The organism is Actinotignum schaalii FB123-CNA-2, from assembly GCF_000411135.1.
GTDB lineage: Bacteria > Actinomycetota > Actinomycetes > Actinomycetales > Actinomycetaceae > Actinotignum > Actinotignum schaalii_A.
Window position 1 is genome coordinate 426,538 of record NZ_KE150263.1, and the last position, 19,099, is coordinate 445,636.

The following is a 19,099-nucleotide window of genomic DNA, read 5'->3' on the forward strand; positions in this document are numbered from 1 at the left end:
CCGAGAAAAGAGCCAACACCCGCACAGCGCGCACATTTGCGCAGGTCAGACAAATTTCGCCCACGGCCCCCGGATCCTTTTGGAACGACGACGCAGCTACGTGCCTTCCCCGCCATCACACAGCCCGAGTGTATTTCACCTCACAAAAAGTTGTCAGACTTTAGGACCAAAAGGCACTTACTCCCGCCCGGCCACGCTCCTAGTATGTTCAGAACAAGAACCGGTGATCTTGTACACGAGCACGGCAACCCCTGGCCCGGGTTGCGGCGGAAGCAGTGTCGCGGAAGCTCCGTGCTCATAACTGTCACATTCATCGAAAGCGAATAGTGGTGAAACGTTTACACCGATTTACATCTGTTGCCGGTGCGTTACTCCTCACCTTGCCGGGCGGCAATACCCTTATCGCCCACGCATCGGAGGCAGCTACCCCCATTCATAAGTACACCTTCGATACGAATCTCGCGGATTCTGCGGGGCAGCGCAATCCAGATCAGGCACAGGCGCCGCTGGTGGATGGCGTATCGGGCACCGCCCTGCGAGTTGAGAACGGCAAAGGTCTCAGTTTTTCCCAGCCGGTATCTATTTCTGAGAATGATCCGTGGTCGGTGAGCTATTGGGTGCGCTCGGATGCGAAACCCCGTGAGCGCACCTCCGTGCTCATGGATAGCAAGAAGGATTTTTCTTTTGATCTGAAATTAGCTGCGGGCCGCCAGGCTGGATTCCATGTTGGTAAGGGCCGCGGCGATGTGCTTACTTTCAAATACGATTTTGCCGGCGGCACCTGGTATCACGTTGCGTGGACTCAGTCGAAAACCGCTGGGATGACGATGTACGTCAATGGCCAGGCGGTTGATAAGAACTCCTGGACGAAGAATCATCGCGTGCTTATTCCCGCGGATGTTATTGGTGGAACTGGTTTCACCGGGGCCATTGACGAACTGGCGGTCTACAACTCCGCGCTGAGCGCGGCCGATGTGAAGGCTCTGTACGACAAGGAGCGGCCGCAGAATCCCGCGCAAGGCAATCCAGACCAGGGAAAGCCGACTCCGGGTCAGCCCGGTCAAGATACCCCCGGCAAAAACGGACCTGCCCAACCCCAGCTCCCCCTGCGCAATACGATCCCCGAATATAAGCTCAATGACGCGAATATCAGCACTGTTATGCGCCAGCCGGGCGGGAATCGCCAGTATTTGGGCCAACCCGATCTGGTACAAACGAAAACTGGCCGCTTGATTTCCGCGTTCCCGGCCGGGCACGGCAAGGGCCCGCTCGTCATGATGGTCTCGGATGACCAGGGAGCCACCTGGACGGAAAAAACCGATACCCCGAAATCGTGGACCGGTTCGCAGGAAACTCCCACCCTGTATTCCCTCATCCGGGAAGACGGCTCGGAGCGCCTCGTGCTCATCACCGCTAATCCGGGCTGGGGCGTTGATAATGCCGGCCATCGTTACGGGTGGAATACCTCGTATTCGGATGACAATGGCGAAACGTGGAGCGAGTACACGAATTTCCACCCGGTGCGCAAGCACGATGGGAAGGATAATGCCGCGATTGTTGCCATGGCTTCCCTGGTGCAATTGCGCGACGACGCCGGCCAGCCAATCCAAAAATGGATGGGCGTCTATCACGATTACGATTTCGTCAATTACAAGACCTACCTCACTTTCGAGAACGGGGTGGAGAAGTGGTCTGATCCGGTTCCCTACCTGGCCGAACACCGCGATATTGAAAAGTCCCATCAGATGTGTGAGATCGGGATGTTCCGCTCCCCGGATGGCAAGCAGATTGTTGGTTTGGCGCGCAGCCAGTCCCACGCGCATCTCCCCACGATGATCGTGTCCAAGGATGAGGGCAAGACGTGGTCGAAGCCGGTGGAGCTTCCCGGTTCCCTTGCCGGCGAGCGGCATAAGCCTGCATATGATCCCGTCTCCGGCCGGGTGGTGGTTCCGATGCGGGAAATCCGCTATGACCTCAATGGCAACGGCCGCCACGATGGTGCCAGTGATTGGAAGGCCGGGAACTGGGTGGCCTGGGTCGGCACGTTCGATGACTTAATGCAGCAGCGCCCGGGCCAGTATCGCATCCTTCTGGAGCGCGATTGGTCGAATAACCGTTACGGCGGGGATACCGGGTATACAGGTGTCACAACACAGCCCGATGGCACGTTCATCATGCATTCCTACGGCCACTGGGATAAGGACTTCTCGCATTCCTGGAAGGGCACGTCCGGGCGCGGGTACGATGTACGCACCGATCTTGCGTATATCAAGCAAGCGAAATTTACTTTGGCCGGCCTTGAACAATCGGCAGGTATTGCGCAACCCGATCCGAAACCCACTCCTTCAGTAACGACGACGCCTACCGAGAAACCGGCTCCTTCGGCAAAGCCCGTTCCCACGGCCACGCCCACTCCCCCGGTGCAGCCGGGTAACACTGGCAATACGTTCTATCTATCCAATGATTGGGACTCCACGGCAGCCCAGCCAGGTTTCTCCTACGGGCGCGCCGGTGACGAAATCCTGGCCGGAGACTGGAATGGTGATGGCCAGCAAACCTTGGCTGTCCGGCGCGGCAACCAGATCTACATCAAGAACAGCCTCACCGGAGGAGTAGCTGATGAAGTGATTTCCTTCGGGCGCGCTGATGACACCATCGTGGTTGGCGACTGGGACGGAGACGGGAAGGACACCTTCGCGGTACGCCGCGGTAACCAGGTCTATGTGCTCAACTCGATCCGCTCGGGGGATGCCGACCAGGTATTCAGCTTCGGCCGCGAGGCCGACGTGCTGCTGGCCGGTGATTTCGATGGGGATGGGAAGTCGAGCTTCGCGGTTCAGCGTGGGAATGTGTTCTTCGTGAATAACACCCTCGCGGGTGGCAAGGCGGAAACATCCTTCTCCTATGGCCGGGCCGGTGACCGCGTCCTGGTAGGTGACTGGAATGGTGATGGCATGGATACCTTCGCGGTACACCGCGGAAACCAGGTGTTCCTGTCCAACTCACTCAAGAGCGGCGATGCTGATGTGGCACTGTCGTACGGCAATCCCGGCGATCAGCTGCTCGTGGGCGATTGGGATGGTGATGGCGTAGATACGCCAATGATCCGCCGCTAACACAGCGCTGCTTGCAGCCCGCTAAGAACTAACGCCCGCGGGGTGCTGGCCCACCGGCCAGTATCCCGCCCCGGGCAAGAGAAGGGGGAGACCCCGGATTTTCCGGGGCCTCCCCCTTCCTTCATATTCAGCTAGAAAACAAAGTGTGCGCGACGAACAGTTTTCCGCTGATTTTCTGTTCCTGACGCACACTTGACGACCCGAACGGTCCAGAATGCACACTCTGTCCAGACTCCGCGGGGTCCGCGCAAGCGCCACCGAAGATCTCCCTCCAATCCACTACCCGCGCAGAGGATCACTACTAGCCGAATACACGGTTTCGCCGGTGACGGAGTCGATAATCAGGGTGGGAAAATCTCGATAGTCAAGAGTGAGAGAAGCGTTGTAGCGCCGTGGTCCATCATGAACGATCTCAATGATCTCCATCGCTACTTGGACAAACTCATCGTAGAGTGGATCCTCCGGTTCGATATCGAGTTCCCCTCCGTTCTCGCTCTCATACGCAGTGTCTAAGAGGCAGCGATATCGCTCGCCTTCTTCGTAATGAATATCGAGTATGTTGTCCGGGTGAGCATCCGCGTAATGGATGAGCGTCCACACCTGGAATTTTTCCTCCGGATGCAAGTATTGGAATGCCATCTCACCGTCCGCTCGTCAATCTTGCCTTGGGGCTATGAAACTATGCACCGCTCCCACCTCAAACATATTCACCGGCATCGGCCACCACATAGCTTTCCGCGTTAGCCGGGGCGCCGAACCCCGCGGAAGCGCTCCAGCAGCTCACGCCAATAGTCGCCGCCACCAAAGTTCTTCAACCGCTGATCATCAAGAACAAAACCCTTGACCAGATACTCTTTCAGCCGCTCAGTTGCCCACCTGCGAAACTGGGTTGCCGTCTTGGATTTCACCCGGTAACCCAACGAAATAATCATGTCGAGGTTGTAGTGGGCGACCAGATAGCGTTTACCGTCAGCGGCAGTTGTTCGGAATTTCCGAACAACTGAATCTTCGTCCAGTTCGCCTTCTTCGAAAATATGCTTGATGTGCTCACTGAGATTGGATTTCGAGGACTGAAACAACTCTGCCATCTGTGCTTGAGTCAACCAGACTGTTTCCCCTTCAAGGCGCACCTCAATATCAGCAGCGCTATCAGGGTGTGGTAGATCAACACCTGCCCAGCATCCGCCTGCGAATCGAATCCTTCGTTTGGAACGCTATCCATCACACCCCCGTAGAACGTTTATGCAACGTGTTGAACACAAGTGTATGCAAAAACGTGGTGGGGCCGGCCCGAGAGAGCCAGCCCCACCACGTACTACGCTGCCGCCGAATCGCGGCGCTACTAGCTACCGCAAAAACGGCGCTGCCTAGCGCTATCTAGGCTGCCTAGGTGATGTTACTTTTCCACCACGGCGAGCACGTCACGCGCGGAGAGGATGATGAATTCATCCCCGCCGTACTTGACTTCGGTGCCACCGTAGCGGGAGTACACCACAACATCCCCCACCTTGACGTCCATGGGAACGCGGTTGCCCTTGTCATCAATACGGCCCGGGCCCACCGCCAGAACGGTGCCCTCCTGGGGCTTTTCCGAAGCGGTATCGGGAACGATCAGACCGGAAGCGGTGGTCGTTTCTGCTTCAGCTTGACGGATAACAACGCGATCCTCAAGCGGCTTAATGGAGACCGACATGCGGCTCCTCCTTACTTCTCAACTCGTGCACTACAAACGCGCTCAGAACCGGGACCCGCCGTCGCGGGGGCCGGGCCCGCACTAAGCACAAGCCGTAGCATGAACTACGTCCGCTATTAAAGGTAAGCCGCACTTAGCACTCAGTCAAGGTGAGTGCTAAGGATTTGCGAAAAGCGAAGTTTCTCGCACGAGGCGCTTAGTTCACCTCATCGGGATGGGAGCTCACCCGCCCGGCTTCCCCGGCATCCAGCCCGGCAATCGCCTGCATTTCCGCGGCGCTGAGCTCGAAATCGAAGATGTCGATATTCTCCTCCATGCGCGCCCGGTGCGTGGTTTTCGGGAAAACAATATGCCCGCTTTGCAGATGCCAGCGCAGCGTGACCTGCGCGGCGGTTTTCCCGTGCGCGCGGGCCGCGGCCGCAATCGGCTCCAGTTCATCAAGCCCGTACTTAGACTGCCCCAGCGGCCCCCAGGCCTCAATCTTGATATCGCGCGCGGCACAATACTGGGAAACTTCGCGTTGCTGGAAACGCGGGTGCAGCTCAACTTGGTTCACGGCCGGTATGACGCCGCCATCAGCCACGATGCGATTGAGATGCGCAGGTTGGAAATTGGATACGCCCACCGAACGGACCAACCCGGCTTCCCGGAAGCTCACCAGATCCTTCCATGCTTCCCCGTACAGCCCCTGCTGGGGAGCCGGCCAGTGGATGAGGTAGAGATCCACGTAATCAAGCCCGAGTTTCTCCAGGGATTGCGCCAGTGCGGCCGGGGCATCGGCCTGCCGGTCATTCCACAGTTTCGTGGTGATAAAAAGCTCCTCGCGCGGGATACCGGAGGCCGCAATCGCGCGCCCCACCTCAGCTTCATTGCCGTAAATGGCTGCGGTGTCAATATGCCGATAGCCGGTGGCCAGCGCCTCGCTCACCACGCGCTGCGCCTCCTGCGGCTCCACCAGGAAAACGCCGAAGCCGAGCTGCGGGATGGTGTGTCCGTCGTTCAATGTCAATGTCGGAATATTAGCCATATCACATAGTCTGCCAGGTGAGGGCAGCTGGCGCCAGGCACTCACCCGGGCGCGTTAGGCCCCGCCCGCCCGGGCACGCTAGGCTTGGAAGCGTGGAACAGCTCGACGTCGCCCACTGGCTCACCTCCCCCGCCGGGCAAGCCCTCCTCGCCACCATGCCGGCCCATAACGTGGCCGATGCTTTCAAACTCTCCACTGAGCTCCGCGAACGCGGCCTCACCCCCGAGCAAAGCTCCGCTCTGCTCACCCAGAGCCGGCTGCGTGATGCCGCCCGCGCCAAATTCGGGGAGCGCGCCACCCGTATGTTCTTCACCGACGCCGGCCTCCAGCAATCCACCCGTGCCAGCGTAGCTCGCCAGCACGCCTCGGTTTTCCAGCGTACCGGCGTGCGCGAGGTGCTCGATTTTGGTTGCGGGATTGGGGCCGATTCCCAGGCTTTCACCGACGCCGGCCTGACCGCCCTGGGAGTGGAGCGTGACCCGGTTACCGCTCATTTCGCGCAGGCTAATGCCGGTTGCGTCGTCGTACCAACAGATGGATACGCCCTGCTCGGTAGCTATGAGAGCCGCGAGGGGCTGTGGCTGGATCCGGCGCGGCGCGATGCGCGGGGCAAACGGATTTCACATCCCGAGCACTGGCAGCCTGCCCTCAGCGATGCCATTGCGCTGGCGCGCGAGTTCCGGGTGACCGGGATTAAGCTCGGGCCCGGGATTCGCTGGGCGGATTTACCCGCCGATGCCTTCGTCGATTGGGTGAGCGTGGACGGGGACCTCGTGGAGGCGGTGGCGTGGTTTGGGACGCGCGATCCGGGGCGCGGCGCCACGATCCTCACCGAAAAGCCCCGGCGCGATGATGGCGACGGCGCCGCCACGTCCGCCACCGGGAACTTGGTCGGCTACTACCGCACCTGGCGCGGGGATCCGAGCCAGTCGGCCGCTCCTCTGCCGGCCCGGCCCCTGGATGCGTACCTGTATGAACCGGATCCGGCGCTTATGCGCGCGGGCGGCCTCGACCAGGTGTGTAGCGATTTTGATTTAGCTCCGATTTCGCCCGGGCTCGCGTATTTAAGCGGCGACGCCGTCGCCTCCCCGCTCCTCGCCCGTTTCAAAATACTGGACGTGCTCCCGCTGCACGCCAAAACCGTGGCTGCCGAGCTGCGCAAACGCGGCGTCGTGCGGGCTGAAATCAAAAAACGCGGAACCGATATTGACCCGGCGCTTTTCCGCAAACAACTCAAGTTGCACAAGAACGCCGGGGACGGCGCCGCAACCGTGATCCTCACTCGGATTCTCGGCGAGCACCGCGCTATCGTCGCCGAACGCGAAGGGTGGTAGAAGCTTAGAAAGCTACCAGATCGAGGGGCATATTCGTGTCCACCGTAATATCGAGGGACGACGGCGCCCGCCCGCTGACCGCCACGCTGTACCCGAGGGCAGCAATCATGGCGCCATTATCGGTGCAGTAGCGCAGCGCCGGGATGCGCACGTTGATCCCGCGTTCGGCTCCGCGCTGGGCAGCCAGTTCCCGCAGCCGGGAATTCGCGGAGAATCCCCCGCCTACCACCAGGGTGTCACAACCCTTATCTTCGCAGGCCCGCAGGGCTTTATCCGTGAGAGTATCGGTAATAGCTTCGGTGAATCCAGCAGCAATATCGGGAACATTGACCTCTTCACCGCGTTCCTCCAGGCCCTCAATATAGCGGGCCACCGCGGTTTTTAGCCCGGAGAAGGAGAAATCGTAGCGGTGGCGTGCCTTATTCTTTCCACCTTCCAGGCCGCGCGGGAAACGAATCGCATCCCGGTTGCCGGTCCTTGAGAGACGGTCAATATGCGGACCGCCCGGGTAGGGAAGGCCGAGGAGGCGCCCCACTTTATCGAAAGCTTCACCAGCGGCATCATCCAGGGTGCCGCCCAGCTCCGTCACATCCCCGGCAATATCGCGCACGTGCAGAATCGAGGAATGCCCCCCGGAAACCACCAGCCCGATGAAGCTCTCCGGGAAGGGCCCGCTGGCCAGCTGATCCACCGCCAGGTGGCCAATAATATGATTAACTCCGTAGAGCGGAATACCCAGCGCCAATGCCAGGGATTTCGCCGCGGAAACCCCAACGGTGAGCGAACCAATGAGCCCCGGGCCGGCGGTCACCGCAATCGCATCCAGATCACCCAGACCCACGCCGGCCTTCTCCAGGGCCGCCTTCAAGGTGGGAACCATTTGCTGGAGGTGAGCACGCGAGGCAATCTCCGGGATAATGCCGCCGTAGCGGGCGTATTCATCCATAGAAGTGGCGGTCACATCCGCCAGCAACTCGCCGTCGCGTACGATCCCGATCCCCGTTTCATCACACGAGGTTTCGATTCCCAAAACTGTTGTACTCACGCCCGCCAATCTTACTCCTTTAATGCTCATTCCTCGCCGGCACCGGCTTGTTCACCAACTCCGGTTTCGGCATCGCTGCGCAGCGCGCAACGCATAATCGTGGCATCCGCCCCGTGATAGTAACCCGGGCGCCGCCCCACCGCGGTAAAGCCACGCGAAACGTAGAGTCCGGTGGCAATCGGGTCGTCCGAGCGGACCTCGAGGAACATGGTTTCCCCGCCCGCATCACGCGCGAGCGTCATGAGATCATCCAGAAGCGCGCCGCCCAGGCCCTGCCCGCGCACCGCCTGCGCCACCGCGAGTGTGAGGATTTCGGCTTCCACCCCCAAGCTCACCCCGCCGGCCGCCAAGATAGGAGGATGCATATCATCGAGCGCGTTAATGGAGGCCGCAGTATCGCCTGGTACGGCGGTGAGTGTGTAGAGCAGGTACGCTTCGCTACTGGCTCGCAGCGCCTGCTCCCAGGCTCCGCGCGGCCAGGCCTCCCGCGGCCCAAATTGCGCGGCGTCGAAACGTGCCAGGTCACGCGCCCAGGAAGGATCGGCCACCACGCGCCGCACCGGCACATCACGCAGCCGGGGCATTTCGCTCGCCATCGCGCGCCTAGCTGCCGAGGTAACCGCTGCCCGCCGGCTGGGCCACACCCTGCGCGATATCGGGGCGGCGCAAATACTGCGGTTCGGTATCGAGCGCCTCACCCACAGCCAGCTTGGCACCCGCGCGCGCCACCATGAGTTCCGGTTCGCATTCCACCACGTGCGCCCCGCTCAGTTCCGGATACATATCCCCATGGGATACGACGACGCTGGTATGTTCCCCGCGCAGTGCAGGTACCTCGGCCGGGCGAATAATCCGGGGGCCGTCCGTTACGGTGAGTTCGCCGCGAGCCGCGCTCTGGGCAGCCGGTGCTGCTTCTGCGCTCAGCACATACAGTTCCTTACGCCGGGCATCGATGACCGCGAGCGCCCGGGTGGCTCCCTCGCGCAGCGCGCCCAGGGCCCGCACTTCCAGGGAGGAAACGCCGTAGAGCGGCACATTCCAGGCGAATGCGAGGGTGCGGGCGGTCACCAGGCCGGCCCGCAGCCCGGTAAAAGCCCCGGGGCCGGTTCCCGCCACGATGACATCGGCGCGCTCCACCCCGGCCGCGTCCAGAACTGCCTTGACCATCGGGGTGAGGGTTTCGGCGTGGTGGCGCGAATCCGGGGACACCTCGCGGGCCAGAGTGGCGATCTGCCCGGCGGCGCCGTCGTTCCCCAAATGATCCACGCGGACCAGGCCCACCACGGATAGGTCGCTGGTATCAATCGTCAAAATATTCATGAAGCATTCTCCTGGTGGTACGAGGCGAGCAGGTCGGCGGCGAGCTGGCGCGAACGCGGGCCGGAAGCACGCAGGCTGAGGGTGCGCGGCGAATCGACGTACAGGTCGAGCACATCGCTGCCGGCCGCGGCGCCAACGGGCCGTTCAATATCGATATCGAGGCGGTCATTGGTGAGGACCTCGGTTTTGCCCTCGCCCCATTCCACCACGGTGGCGGATTCTTCCAGGGAGGAATCCAGGTCCAGGGCGTCCAGTTCTTCCAGGGAGGTGAGGCGGTAGGCATCCACGTGGACGAGGTCGGGGCCGCCCACCCGCGAGCGGTGCACATTGGCGATCACGAACGTCGGGGAGGTCACGCGCCCGCCCACGTTCATACCTTCCGCAATTCCGCGGGTCATTGTGGTTTTTCCGGCGCCCAGCGGCCCGTTGAGCATGATGAGGTCGCCGCCGCGCAGGAGTTTTCCGAGGGCGCAGCCAACGGCGTGCATCGCCTCGGCGTCCTCAATAAGGATCTTCTCAGTCACCGTGCTATTCTACGTCGCTTCGCGCGCGCGGGCGTAGGGCGTGCGGGGCCAGGCCGCGGGGCGACGTGCCGGGGCTGAATCCGAGCGCGCCGGTGCTGCGACGGGCCGCTACTTTTCGTAGACGCGCGGGACCCGGGCCGCCACCCTGGTAATAATCTCATAAGAAATCGTGCCGCTGGCCAGCGCCCATTGCGCCGCGCTCACTTCCCCGCGGGCCGGGTCGCCGAAGAGCACCACGGGGGTGCCGGCCGGCAGCGGCCCATCCAAACGCACCACGAACTGATCCATACACACCCGCCCGGTGATGGGCGCGCGCTGAGCGGCCGGCCCCTCCCCGACCGTCACATAGCCCTTATTGGACAGTGCCCGCGGAACCCCATCGGCATATCCGAGCGGTACGACGCCGAGCACGGCCCCGTCCTCAACAACGGCCGTGTGCCCGTAAGAAACGCCGGCGCGGTGGGAAAGCTGGCGGGTGGTGAGGAGTTCGGATTCCAGGCGCATGGCGGGGCGTAGGCCCAGGTCGGAGGCGAGGGTGCGGCGCGGTTCGGGGCTGAGCCCGTACAGAATAATGCCGGGGCGCACCATATCGTAGCGAGCCTGCGGGTGCCAGAGCACCCCGCTGGATGCGGAAAGGTGGGCCAGGCGCGGGGTGAGACCGGCGCGGGCGGCGAGGCGGCGAGCTTCGTCGAAAGCGGCGATTTGGCTGGTGGTGGCTTCACTCTCCGGGTCATCCGCGCAGGCCAGGTGGCTCCAGATGCCGACGACTTCGAGGTGCCCGGCGTGTTGGTGTTCGGCGAGCAGTTGTGCGGCCGCGGGGATATCTTCCAGGTTGAAGCCCTCGCGGCTCATCCCGCTATCCACGCTCAGGTGGACCCGGGCGGCGTGGCCGGCAGCTTGCGCTGCCCGCGCCACCGCCTCAATCATCCAGGTATCCCCCACCGAGAGTTCAATCCCGGCTTCCAGCGCCGGGGCGAGGTCACTATCGGGGGTGTAAATCCAGGAGAACACCGGGGGCAGGGCCGGGTGGCCGGCCAGCGCCTCACCTTCAACTGGCTGCTCCCCCCATTCCCGGACCAGCGCGAGTGCTTCGGCAAGTTGGGCAACCCCGAGGTAATCCGCTCCCGCGCGCGCGAATGCGCGCGCGGCGGGAAGCAACCCGTGGCCGTAGGCATCACCTTTGATAACCGCCATGATTTTCTGGCCCGTGAGATGGGCCCGTACCCGGGTGAGGTTCTGTTCGAGCGCACCCAGGCTGATGGTAGCTCGGGAGGTGAAAACTGCGGGATCAAGGTTAAACATGAGGTTCTTCCTGTTGAGGCGCGGATAGGGATGCAGTGCGGGGGCTGGCGAGCTGCGGGCGCGCTGGTCGCCTACGGGCGAGCCGCGCTGCGGGCCGCGGCGCGGGGTGCGGGCGTGCCTGTATTCTACGCGCCGCCCAGAATCTGGCCGATGACCTCCGGGATACGCGCGGCGATCTGGGCTGCGGTGATAGGCCGGCCCGGCGCGGGCGCGGGCTCCCCGAGGGCACTCCGTGCCGGCGCTGCGAAAGGCGTTCCGGCCGCGAGCGCGGCAGCGCGGGCATGGATGTGCAGGGCAGCGGCCGCGATGCGGGCGGCAGGCTCGGTGAGTTCAGTGTGTCTGGCAACCTCCGTGGGCTCGGCAACCACGGCGTGCTGAGCGAGCATAGCGCCGATGAGCCCGGCCAGCACATCGCCAGCTCCGGCCACGGCCCGCCAGCCGGGCGCCCCGCCCTGGGCGTAGCACGGCCCGCTCGGGCTGGCCACCACATCAACGGATCCCTTGAGCACCACGGTCGCGCCCAGCCGGGCCGCCAGGGCCCGCGCGGCCGCCACCGGGCAGGACTCAATGACCGCGCGGCTGAAAGGTGTGCCATCCGCGTCGCGGAGGTCCAATTGGGCGGCCATCAAGGCAGCTTCCCCGGCGTGCGGGGTGAGCACCACGTGTTCGCCGAACCGCGCGCCCTCCCGCGCCGCCATATCGGCAATGGTCGGGAGAGCCCCGGCATCCACGACCACCGGCGATCCGTCCTTGAGCGCGGCGTGCAGCAGGGCCGGCGCCCCCGGCGGATCACCCGAACCAACCGCGAGCGCCTGGATGCGCCCCGGGGCCGCCACCACTTCCGGGTGCGCGGTGATGACCAGCTCCGCGACCTCATTCTCGCCGAGGTAACGTACCATCCCGGGTCCCGCCGCGAGAGCGGCCGTCGTCGTTAATAAACCCGCACCCGGATACTGCACCGAACCGGCCACGATCCCAACCACGCCGCGGGTGTATTTGTGGTCGTCCGCGCCGGGCACCCGCCACAGGTCCGCCACATCGGCATCGCCCAGGTGCAGCACGGCCGGCTCACCCAGGTAGGGTGCGAAACCGAGCTCCACCACCTCGATGCGCCCCGCGGCCCGGCGGGCCGGGTCCAGCACCAGCCCGGCCTTGGCCGCCCCCATGGTCACGGTAAGGTGGGCAGAGAGGTAGGGGCCGGGCAGGGCACCGTCGTCCACACCAATGCCGGAGGGGGTATCCACCGCGACCACGAGCGGTTCCACCGGGCTGGCGAGGCGCTCGGATTCCAGCGCGCTCAGCAGGGAAGCCAGCGGTTCACGCGCCGGCCCGCGCGCCCCGATACCGAGCAGCCCATCCACCCAGACGGCGCTGCGCCGCGCCACCGCAACCGCCTGCGCCAGACTTGCTTCCCGGATGAGGGTACCACCGGCCTTTTCCAAAGCCTGCGCCCCCGCCCGGTGGTAGGCGGGCAGGGGCGCCACCGCCACCACGGCGGCCCCGCGCCGCGCCAGATATGCGCCGGCGTAGAGGGCATCCCCGCCGTTATTGCCCGCCCCGGCAAAAATCGCGATGCGGGTCCCGCTCACGCGGATGGAGCGGCGGCGCAGCTCCCAAATAATTGCATTCGCGAGCGCCCGGGCCGCCCGGGCCATGAGCGGCTCGCCGGCCGCCAAAAGGGGTTCTTCCGCGGCTCGCACGGCCTGGGCATCATAGGTACGCAACATACTGGTATCGTAACGCGCCCCCCGCGGCCGTGGCACGGGGCCGCCAGCCGAGCTGAGCACGGCCGTGAGCTCCAGGCCGCGGATCCCCACCCGATGCGGCGGGGCTGGGCACCCAGCTAGTAGGCTGGCCCCATGGAGTCCAACCGTCACCTCGTCACTTTCACGCACGACGAATGGAGCGCTCTCGCCAAAAACGCGCCCCTCCCCCTCACGCACACGGATGTGCGGCACTTAAAAGCCCTCGGCGACCCGATTGACCTGGCCGAAGCGGATGCTATTTACCGCCCCCTGTCCGCGCTGCTGCAAATGTACGCCCAGGAAATTGGCGATCTGCACCGCAAAACTTCCGATTTTTTGGGCTTGCGGGAACAGCGCACGCCTTTTGTGATCGGCATTGCCGGATCGGTTGCGGTAGGAAAATCGACGACGGCGCGACTTCTCCAAGAGTTGCTTCGGCGCTGGCCCTATACTCCCCGCGTGGACCTGGTGACTACCGATGGCTTCCTCTACCCCAATGCGGTGCTGGAAGAGCGCGGACTCATGAACCGCAAAGGTTTCCCGGAATCCTACGATCACGCCGCGCTTCTTGATTTCCTGCGGCGGGTCAAATCCGGGGAGGACCGCGTGGAGGTGCCCCGCTACGATCACGTTATTTACGATATTGTGCCCGGTCAGCATCAGGTGGTGGCCCATCCCGATATCCTCATCCTGGAAGGGCTTAATGTGCTCCAACCGCCACTGCTGGCCGCCGGCGGGCGCCCCGGGGCTGGAAAATTGACCGGCTCCCGGGCACGTCTCACCCCCACGGATCCCGCTTTCTACACCGGGAACCTCACCGCGGTCTCAGATTTCTTCGACGTCTCGATTTACGTAGACGCCTCCCCGGAAGATCTAGAAACCTGGTACCTCTCGCGTATTTTCAAATTGCGCGACGTCGCTTTTCACCTGCCCGGCGCCTATTTCCACCAATTTGCGGATATGCCGGACGCCGAGCTGCGGGACCGTTCCCTCGAGATCTGGAATGCGATCAACCTGCCCAATCTGCTGGAGAATATTCAGCCCACGCGCGAGCGCGCCGATATCATGCTCTGCAAGGGAGCCGACCATCGAGTACAGCGCATTCACCTGCGCAAATTGTAGCCAGACTTCCAGAAGCCGAACCCCGGGAGTCACACCAGTATCTGCGGGGCACTATGGGTTTTCATGGGTGTACTTCGTATGTACGACATTCGCAGCACACCCATGAACATCCCTACCAGGTCCGGCAGCGCCCGCGCTGACCAGCAGCGCAAGCCGGCCAGCAGGGCATGCGGGCTGAGGCACAAGGCTAAGTGGCGGCGTCGTCGTAAAAAATATCGAGCGGCGCGCACCGCGAAACCTACACCAAGAGTTATAACGCGAGGTTCGTGGCCACCACGTCTGCGAGTTCGTGGGCCACGGCATCCGCTTCTTCCTGGGTGGCAGCCTCAACCATCACCCGCACCAGCGGCTCGGTGCCCGAGGGACGCAGCAGCACCCGGCCCGTCTCCCCCAAGCGTTCCTCGGCCTCACGGACCGCGCGCTGGACCTGCTCGTTTGTGGAGGCCGCGGCTTTATCCACATTCGGCACATTGACGAGAATCTGCGGGAGGCGGGTAACCACGCTGGCGAGTTCGCGCAGGCTGCGCCCGGATGCCGCAACTTGCTGGGCGAGGAGCAGGCTGGTGAGTGAGCCATCGCCGGTGGTGGCTTTTTCGAGAGAAATGACGTGGCCGGATTGTTCGCCGCCCAGGCTGTAGCCCCCGCGGCGCATCTCCTCAAGGACGTAGCGGTCCCCCACCCCGGTTTGGACCGTGCGCACGCCGTGCTCCTTCATGGCGAGCAGCAGGCCCAGGTTGGACATGACCGTAACGACGAGGGTATTCTGCGCGAGTTTGCCGGCGTCCTTGAGAGCAAGAGCGAGGATCGCCATGATTTGGTCGCCGTCCACGAGTTTGCCTTCGTGATCGACCGCCAGGCAGCGATCCGCATCGCCATCAAAAGCCACCCCGAAATCGGCACCGTTATCCACGACGGCGCGCTGAAGAGCCTCCGGGTGAGTGGAACCGCAACCGTCGTTAATGTTGTAGCCAGAAGGATCAGCGTTAATAACAATAACCTTCGCTCCGGCGCGGCGCAGCGCCTCGGGCGCGATGGCGGAGGTGGCACCGTTTGCGCAATCGGTGACAATGGTGAGTCCATCCAGGCGGGTGGTAATCGCGGTGGTGAGGTGGTCCAGGTAGAGCCGGTCCCCAAATTCCGCGGTATCGCTAATACGGCCAATACCGGCGCCGGTGGGGCGGCCCCAATCCGTGCCGAGGAGTTCTTCGATTTCGTCCTCGAGGCTGTCTTCGAGTTTGAAACCTCCCTTGGCGAAGAATTTAATGCCGTTGTCCTGCATCGGGTTGTGGGAAGCGGAAATCATGACACCCAGGTCATAGCCGCCTTCCGCGGTGAGAAAAGCAATACCGGGAGTGGGGATAACGTCCACGTGTTCCACGTCCACTCCGGCACCGGCGAGCCCGGCAGCCACCGCCTGGGAAAGCATCCCGCCGGAAACACGCGAATCCTGACCAATAACCGCGCGCGGGCGGCCCTCCCCATCGAATTCGCGGGTGAGAACTCGCGCTGCGGCTTCCCCCAATTTCACCGCCAGATCCGCCGTCAGAGCTCGGTTTGCGAGTCCGCGGACGCCATCTGTTCCAAAAAGTCGTGGCATTACTCAGCCTTTCGCCAAGGCGCGGCCGGTGCCGCGCCGCATGTGCTTCCCTCTGTTCTTACTTCGCCCGCGAGATCCGGAACCGGAGGCGGCTGCGAAACTTATATCGAATCTGGCCGTCCTGGCTGGTACCGCGGGTGCGCTGTGTTCTACTGTAACGCGCGCGGCCGGCTGGCGGAAAAAGGAACGCGGGGTGGACGGTGGAATGCAGCTGAGCGCAGGATGATGCAACTCCACGACAACACCCGGCACACAGTAACTCCACTACATGTAATCCAATTAGTTATGTAGCAAGAGTTGCATTGTGGATCGCGGAGAACCGCTAGGCCCCGAACGCCAGCGGGAGCATAAGCACCCCACGCCACATACAACAAGGGAGGCCCCGAATTGGGACCTCCCTTGTAAGAAATGAGCGATGCGCCCAGATAGGCGCATAGCGCCGAAGCTTAACGCTTGGAGAACTGCGAAGCCTTGCGGGCCTTCTTCAGGCCGGCCTTCTTGCGTTCCACCGCGCGAGCATCGCGGGTGAGGTAGCCGGCCTTCTTGAGGGCCGGGCGATTTGCTTCGCGGTCAATTTCGTTGAGGGCGCGGGCGATGCCGAGACGCAGCGCACCGGCCTGGCCTGAGATGCCACCACCGTTGATACGGGCAATAACATCGAAACGGCCTTCGAGATCAAGCAGGGTGAAGGGGGACTTCACGAGCTGCTGATGGATCTTATTAGGGAAGTAATCGGCCAGGTCGCGGCCGTTAACCTTCCATTCCCCAGAGCCGGGGACGAGCCGGACGCGGGCAACGGCTTCCTTGCGGCGGCCGAGTGCCTGACCCGGGACAGCGGCGGATACACCCTGACCGACCTTGGGGGTTTCGGTCTCTGTGGTGTAGGAGCCGCTGAACTCCTCCTCCACCTGGGTGTCAATTTGAGTTTCTGACATTGATGTAAATCCTGTTCCGAAAAAAGCGGCCGAACGCGACTCGCTTATTGGGCGATCTTCTTCAGCTCGTAAGGTTCGGGCTTCTGAGCTTCGTGAGGATGCTCAGCGCCGGCAAAAACCTTCAGCTTCTTCAGCTGCTGGCGGCCGAGAGACGTGTGCGGAAGCATGCCGCGCACCGCCTTAATAACGGCCTGCTCGGGATTCGAGGCAAGGAGTTCGGCATACGAGGTAGCCTTGAGGCCCCCCGGGTAACCGGAATGCCGGTAAGCCATCTTCTGCGTTGCCTTGCTTCCCGTGAGGGTCACCTTGCTCGCATTCGTGATAATAACGAAATCGCCGGTATCCATGTGAGGAGCAAAATTCGGTTTGTGCTTCCCACGGAGCAGGGCGGCAACCTGAGCTGCCAAACGCCCGAGGACAACATCGGTGGCGTCAATGATGTACCACTTCTTCTCAATGTCGCCGGGCTTAGGAGTGTACGTGCGCACGTGCGTAGCCTTCGTTTCTGATATTGGTTCCGAACATCCGCCGTGGTGGCGGGCGAAACCGTAACGGTCAAAAGTTAGATGTGCCCTTCATAGCGCGCGACGAGTGGGAATAAGCATCGCGCCGATGGTATGGACAACAACGCTCTATCATACCCGTAGCGCCTATGCCGGTCAAAGCTTTACTAGCGCTGTGAGGTACTCCACCGGCGCTTTTACAGGATGGGGGTGGGCAGATCCACCACGGGTTCCGCCCGACCTTCCGTGACCCACAGGCGCACATGCGGCGCAGTGATCGCCAGTACCACCAGCACCGAGATCCCGGCCGGGTACATTGCTGCGGTTTCCCCCGTGGTTGCCAGCAAGAGATACAGCAGTGCAATACCCGCTTCGCAGGCAAGAAACAGCACCCAGGCAACCCGGGAATGGTTGGCCACCCCGAGCAGGAGCAGCAGCATGACCAGGTAGAGCACCACATCCACCGCGGAAGCCGGGAGCATATCGGTAACCAGCGCAGTTCCCAGCAGTACCGTGATCGCCACCGCGGAAAAGAGCAGAGCCCCGGGCGGGACGCGGTGTTCGGCCGCGGTGCGCGCGAGCTCGGTGGCCTTTTCTGCCATAGCACTGGAATTGCGCCACCCCGGCTTGCCCGCGGAGTCACTACGCAGATAACCCGAACGACGATGGCCTCCACCCGGACGGCCCGCACACGAGTAGCCAGAGTGCCCGCGGCCGAGGCGCGCCGTCGTTCCGCTACCGGAATCGCAGCGGCCGGAATACTCCTCAGTATCGAGGCCGCTCTCCTCCATACACGCACCCAGGCGCACGGCCGCGCCGGTGACATCGAGGATAGGAAGGTCACCGTCGGTTTGGATCTCATCCCCGCCGCCGTTGCGTGAGCTATAGGCGTTGAAATACTGTTCGATAACACTCACGTGGCTTTCGGGATCGGCGTAGCGCACCGTGTTGATAATGAAATCCCGCTCCGCATCGATATTCGGGTCGATTTTGTGGGTGAATTGCCCGGTGAAAATGGATAGCCCCACGCTGCGATCAAAGGTTCCGGCGGCGAGCCAGGTGATGCGTTCCCCGCCCGGGAGGGTCCAATCGGGTGGGCAGCGCCAAAAGCGCACGTGGTGGCGCTGGGCCGCATTGCCGTCCACTTCCTGCTGGTAGGCGAATTCCTGTTTCCGAGAGAACAAATACAAATCAGACACCGGTGCGGAAGGATAGGAACGGCGCAGCACCGCGGCCACGATAATGCGCCAAGATGTACGGAAAGTAATAGGTTCGGCTTCGATCCAGCCCGCGGCCCGCATGGCCGCGTGAATATCCGCTTCGCTACCCTCCCAACCTATATTGACCGGGTCCCCGAGGATGCCGTCCGCAGTTTTGGTGCGCCCGAAGAAATAATCCGGCACATACATAAGCGAAAAAAGCTGATGCAGGCGCGGGAAAGCGAAATACGCCGCGAGCGCCCAAAACACCAGCAGGTGCAACCACCACAACGGCTGCCCGGGAAGCCCCCGCAACAAAAGGAGCACAGCCAACCAGAAACTATAAATCAGGGCGACGACGACGAACAGCCCCGCCAAGACCGCGTACAAAGGGAAGCCCCGCCGCAGCCGCTGCCGGGGCAGGCGCGCATAGGCGGGCGGGCACGACGGAACCGGCCAGCGCTGGTCAGCGCTGTGCCGCACCGAGCGCACCGGCGTTGATTGCGCAGCTTGGCTTTGTTCCTGAGTCACGTTACCGATTTTACCCGGGGCCGACGACACGTTAAATCGGCACGAATCGAAGATGCGCACCGCGCGTGGAATGGTGGTGGCCAGCATTGTCACGGCCGCGCGCAAC

The 19,099-nt window shown here is 62.8% G+C and carries 17 protein-coding genes; 3 read left to right on the forward strand and 14 right to left on the reverse strand.

The features are described from left to right. Positions 1–329: 329 nt before the first annotated feature. Positions 330–3,116 carry a LamG-like jellyroll fold domain-containing protein gene (locus HMPREF9237_RS09005; protein WP_155875963.1) on the forward strand — a complete coding sequence of 929 codons (2,787 nt, stop codon included), beginning with the start codon at positions 330–332 and terminating at the stop codon, positions 3,114–3,116. Between the two features lie 279 nt (positions 3,117–3,395). On the opposite strand, the gene HMPREF9237_RS07060 is transcribed toward HMPREF9237_RS09005, so the two are convergent. From HMPREF9237_RS07060 to HMPREF9237_RS07075, 4 genes are all read right to left on the reverse strand, one after another. Continuing rightward, positions 3,396–3,755 carry a hypothetical protein gene (locus tag HMPREF9237_RS07060; RefSeq protein WP_016443056.1) on the reverse strand — a complete coding sequence of 120 codons (360 nt, stop codon included), beginning with the start codon at positions 3,753–3,755 and terminating at the stop codon, positions 3,396–3,398. A gap of 101 nt (positions 3,756–3,856) precedes the next feature. Further along, the gene (locus HMPREF9237_RS07065; RefSeq protein WP_016443057.1) at positions 3,857–4,204 is read right to left on the reverse strand and encodes a virulence RhuM family protein; all 348 of its coding nucleotides are present in this window, start codon (positions 4,202–4,204) and stop codon (positions 3,857–3,859) included. Between the two features lie 308 nt (positions 4,205–4,512). Continuing rightward, the gene (gene groES, locus HMPREF9237_RS07070; RefSeq protein ID WP_016443059.1) at positions 4,513–4,809 is read right to left on the reverse strand and encodes a co-chaperone GroES; all 297 of its coding nucleotides are present in this window, start codon (positions 4,807–4,809) and stop codon (positions 4,513–4,515) included. Positions 4,810–5,005: 196 nt separating this feature from the next. Then, entirely contained in the window at positions 5,006–5,836 is an 831-nt protein-coding gene (locus tag HMPREF9237_RS07075; RefSeq protein WP_016443060.1) for an aldo/keto reductase, read from the reverse strand. 92 nt (positions 5,837–5,928) lie between these two features. Between HMPREF9237_RS07075 and HMPREF9237_RS07080 the strand changes: the two genes are divergently transcribed. Beyond that, positions 5,929–7,170 (forward strand): THUMP-like domain-containing protein, encoded by a 1,242-nt coding sequence (locus HMPREF9237_RS07080; protein ID WP_016443061.1) that lies wholly within the window; start codon positions 5,929–5,931, stop codon positions 7,168–7,170. A gap of 4 nt (positions 7,171–7,174) precedes the next feature. On the opposite strand, the gene tsaD is transcribed toward HMPREF9237_RS07080, so the two are convergent. The 6 genes from tsaD to HMPREF9237_RS07110 form a co-directional block, all read right to left on the reverse strand. Continuing rightward, on the reverse strand, positions 7,175–8,245 hold the full coding sequence (tsaD, locus tag HMPREF9237_RS07085; RefSeq protein WP_051107007.1) for a tRNA (adenosine(37)-N6)-threonylcarbamoyltransferase complex transferase subunit TsaD: 1,071 nt from the start codon (positions 8,243–8,245) through the stop codon (positions 7,175–7,177). Further along, the gene (locus HMPREF9237_RS09010) at positions 8,242–8,811 is read right to left on the reverse strand and encodes a GNAT family N-acetyltransferase (RefSeq protein ID WP_016443063.1); all 570 of its coding nucleotides are present in this window, start codon (positions 8,809–8,811) and stop codon (positions 8,242–8,244) included. The genes tsaD and HMPREF9237_RS09010 overlap by 4 nt, the downstream gene beginning before the upstream one ends. Before the next feature lie 7 nt (positions 8,812–8,818). Continuing rightward, complete coding sequence (gene tsaB, locus HMPREF9237_RS07095; protein WP_016443064.1) at positions 8,819–9,535, reverse strand: tRNA (adenosine(37)-N6)-threonylcarbamoyltransferase complex dimerization subunit type 1 TsaB; 717 nt, start codon at positions 9,533–9,535, stop codon at positions 8,819–8,821. Beyond that, positions 9,532–10,059 (reverse strand): tRNA (adenosine(37)-N6)-threonylcarbamoyltransferase complex ATPase subunit type 1 TsaE, encoded by a 528-nt coding sequence (gene tsaE, locus HMPREF9237_RS07100; RefSeq protein ID WP_035276466.1) that lies wholly within the window; start codon positions 10,057–10,059, stop codon positions 9,532–9,534. The genes tsaB and tsaE overlap by 4 nt, the downstream gene beginning before the upstream one ends. Before the next feature lie 108 nt (positions 10,060–10,167). Beyond that, positions 10,168–11,361: an alanine racemase gene (alr, locus tag HMPREF9237_RS07105; protein WP_016443066.1), complete on the reverse strand. Its 1,194-nt coding sequence runs from the start codon at positions 11,359–11,361 to the stop codon at positions 10,168–10,170. Between the two features lie 125 nt (positions 11,362–11,486). Beyond that, on the reverse strand, positions 11,487–13,088 hold the full coding sequence (locus HMPREF9237_RS07110) for a bifunctional ADP-dependent NAD(P)H-hydrate dehydratase/NAD(P)H-hydrate epimerase (RefSeq protein ID WP_039899123.1): 1,602 nt from the start codon (positions 13,086–13,088) through the stop codon (positions 11,487–11,489). Between the two features lie 132 nt (positions 13,089–13,220). Here HMPREF9237_RS07110 and coaA point away from each other — a divergent pair, with 132 nt between their 5' ends. Continuing rightward, positions 13,221–14,228 (forward strand): type I pantothenate kinase, encoded by a 1,008-nt coding sequence (gene coaA / locus HMPREF9237_RS07115; protein ID WP_016443068.1) that lies wholly within the window; start codon positions 13,221–13,223, stop codon positions 14,226–14,228. A gap of 250 nt (positions 14,229–14,478) precedes the next feature. On the opposite strand, the gene glmM is transcribed toward coaA, so the two are convergent. The 4 genes from glmM to HMPREF9237_RS09015 all read right to left on the reverse strand — a co-directional run bounded on the left by glmM (position 14,479) and on the right by HMPREF9237_RS09015 (position 18,993). After that, positions 14,479–15,825, reverse strand: coding sequence for a phosphoglucosamine mutase (gene glmM, locus HMPREF9237_RS07120; protein ID WP_016443069.1), 1,347 nt, complete (start codon positions 15,823–15,825; stop codon positions 14,479–14,481). Between the two features lie 446 nt (positions 15,826–16,271). After that, entirely contained in the window at positions 16,272–16,760 is a 489-nt protein-coding gene (gene rpsI / locus HMPREF9237_RS07125) for a 30S ribosomal protein S9 (protein ID WP_016443070.1), read from the reverse strand. 44 nt (positions 16,761–16,804) lie between these two features. Next, complete coding sequence (gene rplM / locus HMPREF9237_RS07130; RefSeq protein WP_016443071.1) at positions 16,805–17,248, reverse strand: 50S ribosomal protein L13; 444 nt, start codon at positions 17,246–17,248, stop codon at positions 16,805–16,807. Between the two features lie 212 nt (positions 17,249–17,460). Then, positions 17,461–18,993, reverse strand: a complete 1,533-nt coding sequence (locus tag HMPREF9237_RS09015) for an LssY C-terminal domain-containing protein (protein ID WP_196800264.1) — start codon at positions 18,991–18,993, stop codon at positions 17,461–17,463. Positions 18,994–19,099: the final 106 nt, after the last annotated feature.